Here is a 6,296-nt window from a genome sequence, read left to right on the forward strand (position 1 = left end):
CGGGTCCATTTTGATACCCCAAACCAGTGCCAAACCCATCTATCTCTTTTTTTAGCCGGGGACACATTTTTGTTTCCCTTGTGTCCTCGGGGGGGGCCCGGGGGGGGCCCCGGGCCTCGCGCCGGGCCCCCGCCTCGGCTTTTCCCGCACCGTCAGGCGCGGGCGGCGGCCCGCTTCTGCAGCACCCAGCCGGTCGCCGCGAGGGCGACGGTCAGGCCGCCGGTGAAGATCACCTGGACCCGCGTGTCCTCGCCCAGGGCCATCAGCACCAGCACCCCGGCCACGCCCGCCAGCGCCACCCAGGTCAGGTACGGGAAGCCCCACATCCGCACGACCAGTTTCTGCGGGTCCTCCCGCTCCAGCCGGCGGCGCAGCACGAACTGCGACACGGCGATGAAGCCCCAGACGATGAGGATGACCCCGCCGACCATGTTCAGCAGCCAGGCGAACAGGGTGTCCGGGTACCAGTACGACAGCAGCACGGTGACGAAGCCGAAGCCGGAGGAGGCGAGCACCGCGCGGCGCGGCACGCGGCCGGTGACCTTGCCCAGCGCCTTCGGGCCCTGGCCGCGGGCGACGAGGGAGTAGGCCATGCGCGAGGAGCCGTAGATGTTGGCGTTCATCGCGGACAGCAGGGCGATCAGGATGACCACGTTCATGATCTGGCCGGCGGCCGGGATGCCCAGGTGGTCCAGGGTGGCGGCGTACGGGCCGTCCGCCGTGACCGCCGGGTCGTTCCACGGCAGCAGGGTGACGATCACCAGCATGGAGCCGACGTAGACGATGGCGATGCGCCACATGGTGGTCTTCACGGCCTTGGCCACGCCCTTGACCGGGTTCTCGGACTCGGCGGCGGCGATGGTCACCGTCTCCAGCCCGCCGTACGCGACGACCGAGGCCAGCAGTCCGACCAGCAGGCCCTCCACCCCGTTGGGCAGGAAGCCGCCGTCGTGCAGCAGGTTGGCGGTGCCGGGGGAGCCGGTGCCGGGCAGCACGCCCAGGACGGCCAGCACGCCCAGGCCCAGGAAGAGCCCGATGGCGCCGATCTTGAGGGCGGCGAACCAGAACTCGAACTCGCCGAAGTTCGAGACCGCGGCCAGGTTGGACCCGCAGAAGACCGCCATGAAGACCAGCACCCACATCCAGGAGGGGGTGCCCGGGAACCAGCCGGTCATGATGTGCGCCGCGCCGATGGCCTCGATGGCCACACCCACGCACAGCAGCGTCCAGAACATCCAGCCGGCGGTGAAGCCTGCCCAGGGGCCGATGGCCCGCTCGGCGTGCACGGAGAAGGAGCCGGAGGCGGGGTTCGCGGCGGACATCTCGCCGAGCATCCGCATCACGAACATCACCAGGATCCCGGACGCGGCGTACGCGAGCACGATCGAGGGTCCCGCTGCGGCGATGCCCGCGCCCGACCCGACGAAGAGTCCGGCGCCGATGACGCCGCCGAGGGCGATCATCGAGAGGTGGCGCTGCTTGAGTCCGTTGCCGAGGGGGGATCCGGCGTCCGTCTGCGGCGGCGCCTGCTGCCCGGAGGGGGTGATGGTGCTCTGGCTCATGGGGGCAGTCTGCCGAACCGTCCGATAGTCGGACTTCGTACTTCCATCATCCGGACACTTGCTTCACGGGACGTGACCGCCCGCCCGCAGAACGCGGCAGGGCCCGGGACCTGAGTCCCGGGCCCTGCCGCGAAGGTCACGAACCGTCAGGGCCGACGGGCCCGGATCTCCCGCACCCACGCCACCACCAGCACCGCGCCGGCCGCCGCGGTGGACCACAGCAGCTGCGGCCGGGCCGAGTCGTCGAACAGCATCAGGACCAGCACCGCCGCCATCCCGATCAGCGCCGCCCACGTCGCGTACGGGAACAGCCACATCGGCAGCGTCAGCCGCTCCGGCATGTCCCGCTCGATGATCCGGCGCAGCCTCAGCTGCGAGACCGCGATCAGCGCCCACACGAACAGCAGCACCGCGCCGACCGCGTTGAGCATGTAGAGGAAGATCGTGTCCGGCCACAGCAGGTTCAGCACCACCGACACGAAACCGAAGGCCACCGAGGCGAACACCGCGCGCCGCGGCACCCCGCCGCCCGACACCTTCAGCAGCGCCTTCGGCGCCTCGCCGCGCTCGGCCAGCGAGAACACCATGCGCGAGGACCCGTACAGGTTCGCGTTGAGCGCCGACAGCAGCGCCACGAACACCACGATGTTCATGATCTGGCCGGCCGCCGGGATGCCGATCGAGTCGAGGACCGCGACGTACGGGCTCTCGCCCGGCTTCAGCGAGTCCCACGGCAGCAGGGTCACGATGACCACCATCGAGCCCACGTAGAAGAAGAGGATGCGCCACACCGCGCTGCGCACCGCGCGGGACACGGACCGGGCCGGGTCGTCCGACTCGGCGGCCGCGATGGTGACGACCTCCAGGCCGCCGAAGGCGAAGACGACCGCGAGCATGCCCGCGACGACCCCGCCCATGCCGGCCGGGAAGAAGCCGCCCTGGCCGGTCAGGTTGGCCATGCCGACGGGGTCCGTGTCCGGGAGCACGCCGAAGATCGCGAGGGTGCCGAGGATCAGGAACAGCACGATCGCGCCGACCTTCAGGGCGGCGAACCAGAACTCGAACTCGCCGAAGTTCCGCACGGCGGCCAGGTTGCACACGGTGAAGACCACCATGAAGAGCAGCACCCAGACCCACTGGTCGATCGAGGGCACCCAGCCGTTGGCGATCTTTGCGGCGCCGGTGGCCTCGACGGCGAGCACCACGACCAGCAGGAACCAGTACAGCCAGCCCGCCGAGAAGCCGGCCCAGCGGCCCAGGGCCTTCTCCGCGTAGACGGAGAAGGAGCCGGAGGCGGGCATCGCCGCCGACATCTCGCCGAGCGCCCGCATCACCAGCATCGCGAGCACGCCCGCGAGCAGGTAGGAGCAGATGATCGCCGGCCCGGCGATGCCGATGCCGGCGCCGGAGCCGACGAAGAGCCCGGCGCCGATCACGCCGCCGAGGCCCAGCATGGTCAGGTGGCGCTGCTTGAGGCTGTGGCTGAGGGGTTCCGCGGGCAGGTCGCCCGTGATCTGAGGAGCTTCGGGCAAGCGGTCGCGCATGAGGGGTGCTCGTACTCTCGTTCGGCCCAGCGGCGGTAGGGCTCCGCATCCGGATTGGCGGGACCCTACAGTCTCACTGAGCGGCGGCCTTGTGTGCAAAACGGATGTGTTGTCGGATCTTCCCCGTGACACGGATCACGCGAACACGGGTGTGGGTCAGGGTCTTTGTGCGGTCTCCACCAAACCGAGGAGTATGCCTTTGTGCCGGGCAGCGGTGGGGGCGCCGCGGGCCGCGGACTAACGTCGGTGATCGTCCCGTCATCACGACCTTCCGGAGCCCCCCGATGAGCACCGCTTCCGTCTCCTTCCGGCCCGGCGCCGTCCTCGCCGACCTGCTGCCCGCGAGCCGCGTCCGCGACATCGCGCTCGTCGTCGGCGGAGCCGCGCTCACCGGGCTGGCCGCGCAGATAGCCGTGCCCGTCCCCGGCTCCCCGGTCCCGGTCACCGGCCAGACCTTCGCGGCACTGCTCGTCGGCACCGCCCTCGGCGCCCGCCGCGGCTTCCTCGCGCTCGGGCTGTACGCGGCGCTCGGCGCGGCCGGTATGCCCTGGTTCGCGGGCGGCACCTCCGGCGCGTTCGGCGCCTCCTTCGGCTACGTGCTCGGCATGCTGCTCGCCGCCACCGTCGTGGGCGCCCTCGCCCGCCGCGGCGCCGACCGCTCGGTCCTGCGCACGGCGGGCACGATGGTCCTCGGCTCCGCGGTGATCTACGCGGTGGGCGTGCCGTACCTGATGGGCGCGACCGGGATGTCCCTGGGCGCCGCCGTCGCGGCCGGCGTGACCCCGTTCCTGATCGGTGACGCGCTCAAGGCCGCGCTGGCGATGGGCGCCCTGCCGGCCGCCTGGAAGCTGGCCGGCCGCCGCGGCTGAGCGGTCCCCGAAGACGCCGGAGCCCGGCCCGCCTCTCACGGCGGGCCGGGCTCCGGCGCAGGGGGAGGTCAGGGCTCAGCCCTGCAGCGCCCGCTTGCGGCGGAAGTCCAGCACCAGGCCGACGGCCACGACGAGGCCGGCGACCAGGGTGGACAGGCTGACCACCTGGCGGTTCGCGTCGTCCACGAACATGTAGCCGATCACGAACATGATCAGTGCGGCGGTGGCCCAGGTCAGCCACGGGAACAGCCACATCTTCACGGTCAGCTTCTCCGGGGCCTCGCGGACCAGGATCCCGCGCATCTTCAGCTGGGTGAAGCAGATCACCAGCCAGACGAAGAGCGCGATGGCACCCGAGGAGTTCAGCAGGAAGTTGAAGACCGTGTCCTTGAAGGCGTAGTTGAAGTAGACGGCGACGAAGCCGAAGACCGTGGAGCCCAGGATCGCGGCGACCGGCACGCCCTTGGCGTTGACCTTGGCGAACGCCTTCGGGGCGTCACCGCGCTCGCCGAGCGAGAAGGCCATGCGGGAGGCGGTGTAGAGGCCGGAGTTCAGGCAGGACAGCACGGCGGTCAGGACGATGACCTCCATGATCGTGCCGGCGTTCGCGATGCCGATCGAGTCCAGGGCGGCGACGTACGAGCCCTTCTCGGTGATCGACTTGTCGTTCCACGGGAGCAGCGTCAGCACGACGAAGATCGAGCCCAGGTAGAAGACGCCGATCCGCCAGATGACGGAGTTGGTGGCCTGGGTGACCGCCTTGCGGGGGTTCTCCGACTCGCCGGCGGCGAGGGTGACGATCTCGCTGCCCATGAAGGAGAAGACGACCATCAGCACACCGGTGAGGACCGCGCCGTAGCCGTTGGGGAAGAACCCGCCCGCGTCGGTCAGGTGGGCGAAGCCCGCACCCGGGTTGTCGGAGCCCGGCAGCACGCCGAAGACGGCCAGCATGCCGATGATCACGAAGGCGCCGATGGCGACGACCTTGATGCCCGCGAACCAGAACTCGAACTCGCCGTACGAGGCGACGGACCCGAGGTTGGTGAGGGTCAGGACCGCCATCACGATCAGTGCCCACGCCCACTGCGGGACGGCCGGGATCCAGTTCTCCAGGATGGCGGCACCGGCGGTGGCCTCCACGGCGAGCACGACGACCCAGAAGAACCAGTACAGCCAGCCGATGGAGAAGCCGGCCCAGCGGCCGAGCGCACGGTCGGCGTAGGCGGAGAAGGAACCCGAGTTCGGGCTCGCGGCGGCCATCTCGCCCAGCATCCGCATCACGAAGACGACCATCGCGCCGACCAGCGCGTAGGAGATCAGGATGGCGGGGCCGGCCTTGGCGATACCGCCACCGGAGCCGACGAAGAGGCCGGCGCCGATGACGCCGCCAATGGCGATCATGGAAAGGTGGCGGTTCTTGAGACCGGCCTTCAGACCGTCGGAGGGCTGACCCTGACCGGGGTTGCCGGTGGGGTCTCCTGCCTTCTGAAGGGTCGTCGTGGAGCTCATGGACGGATCCTTAGGTTCTCGGGTTGCGAGGCCCCGGCATTCAAACCTGAGATGAACGTGGGGCGGAAGACCTCAATCCGGATCGTTGCGAAGGGACGAACGTCCCGGACCTTCGTCCCCCCTGTCCCATCTGCGTTCTTTGGGTTTACTTGAGGTTTAGAAGTGACTTACGCGACACCCGGTTGCGGGTCGCCGGGCCCCCTCGTGCCACACTCGGACCATGCGCGTGTACCTCGGATCCGACCATGCAGGCTTTGAGCTCAAGAACCACCTGGTGGACTGGCTCAAGAACAACGGCCACGAGCCCGTCGACTGTGGGCCCCACATCTACGACGCGGTGGACGACTACCCGCCGTTCTGCCTCCGCGCCGCGGAGAAGACCGCCGCGGACCCCGACAGCCTCGGCATCGTGATCGGCGGCTCCGGCAATGGGGAGCAGATCGCCGCGAACAAGGTCAAGGGCGTCCGCGCCATCCTCGCCTGGAGCGTGCAGACCGCCCAGCTCGGGCGCGAGCACAACAACGCCAACGTGATCTCGGTCGGCGGCCGCATGCACACCCAGGACGAGGCCGTCAGCTTCATCGAGGCCTTCCTGGCGACCCCGTACTCCGGCGAGGAGCGCCACACGCGCCGCATCGACATGCTCACCGCGTACGAGCAGACCGGCGACCTGCCCCCCATCCCGGCCCACCACCCCCAGGGCTGATTCCGCTTCCGGCCGCGGGGCCCCCCCCCGGGGGGCGCGGCCCGGTTCCAGGCCCCGACCTCCCCCCCGGCCCGCGGGGGCGACGAAACCCCCCCCGCCCCCCGCC

Annotated in this window: 5 protein-coding genes; 2 read left to right on the forward strand and 3 right to left on the reverse strand. The window is 70.1% G+C overall.

The window, feature by feature from the left end; translation table 11 throughout:
- Nucleotides 1–152: 152 nt before the first annotated feature.
- Together ACFWP3_RS41270 and ACFWP3_RS41275 are read right to left on the reverse strand one after the other, a co-directional pair.
- Entirely contained in the window at nucleotides 153–1,562 is a 1,410-nt protein-coding gene (locus tag ACFWP3_RS41270; protein ID WP_384232016.1) for an amino acid permease, read from the reverse strand.
- A 146-nt stretch (nucleotides 1,563–1,708) separates the two neighbouring features.
- On the reverse strand, nucleotides 1,709–3,106 hold the full coding sequence (locus tag ACFWP3_RS41275; protein ID WP_384232018.1) for an amino acid permease: 1,398 nt from the start codon (nucleotides 3,104–3,106) through the stop codon (nucleotides 1,709–1,711).
- 284 nt (nucleotides 3,107–3,390) lie between these two features.
- On the opposite strand from ACFWP3_RS41275, the gene ACFWP3_RS41280 reads away from it, so the two are divergent.
- The gene (locus ACFWP3_RS41280; RefSeq protein ID WP_384232021.1) at nucleotides 3,391–3,975 is read left to right on the forward strand and encodes a biotin transporter BioY; all 585 of its coding nucleotides are present in this window, start codon (nucleotides 3,391–3,393) and stop codon (nucleotides 3,973–3,975) included.
- Between the two features lie 75 nt (nucleotides 3,976–4,050).
- Here ACFWP3_RS41280 and ACFWP3_RS41285 read toward each other — a convergent pair whose 3' ends face one another.
- A complete protein-coding gene (locus tag ACFWP3_RS41285; RefSeq protein ID WP_384232023.1) occupies nucleotides 4,051–5,484 on the reverse strand; it encodes an amino acid permease in 1,434 nt (477 codons plus the stop codon).
- Nucleotides 5,485–5,704: 220 nt separating this feature from the next.
- On the opposite strand from ACFWP3_RS41285, the gene ACFWP3_RS41290 reads away from it, so the two are divergent.
- Nucleotides 5,705–6,190 carry a ribose-5-phosphate isomerase gene (locus ACFWP3_RS41290; RefSeq protein WP_384232026.1) on the forward strand — a complete coding sequence of 162 codons (486 nt, stop codon included), beginning with the start codon at nucleotides 5,705–5,707 and terminating at the stop codon, nucleotides 6,188–6,190.
- The last annotated feature ends 106 nt before the right edge of the window (nucleotides 6,191–6,296 follow it).

It is taken from the genome of Streptomyces sp. NPDC058525 (assembly GCF_042719495.1).
In the GTDB taxonomy this organism is placed as follows: domain Bacteria; phylum Actinomycetota; class Actinomycetes; order Streptomycetales; family Streptomycetaceae; genus Streptomyces.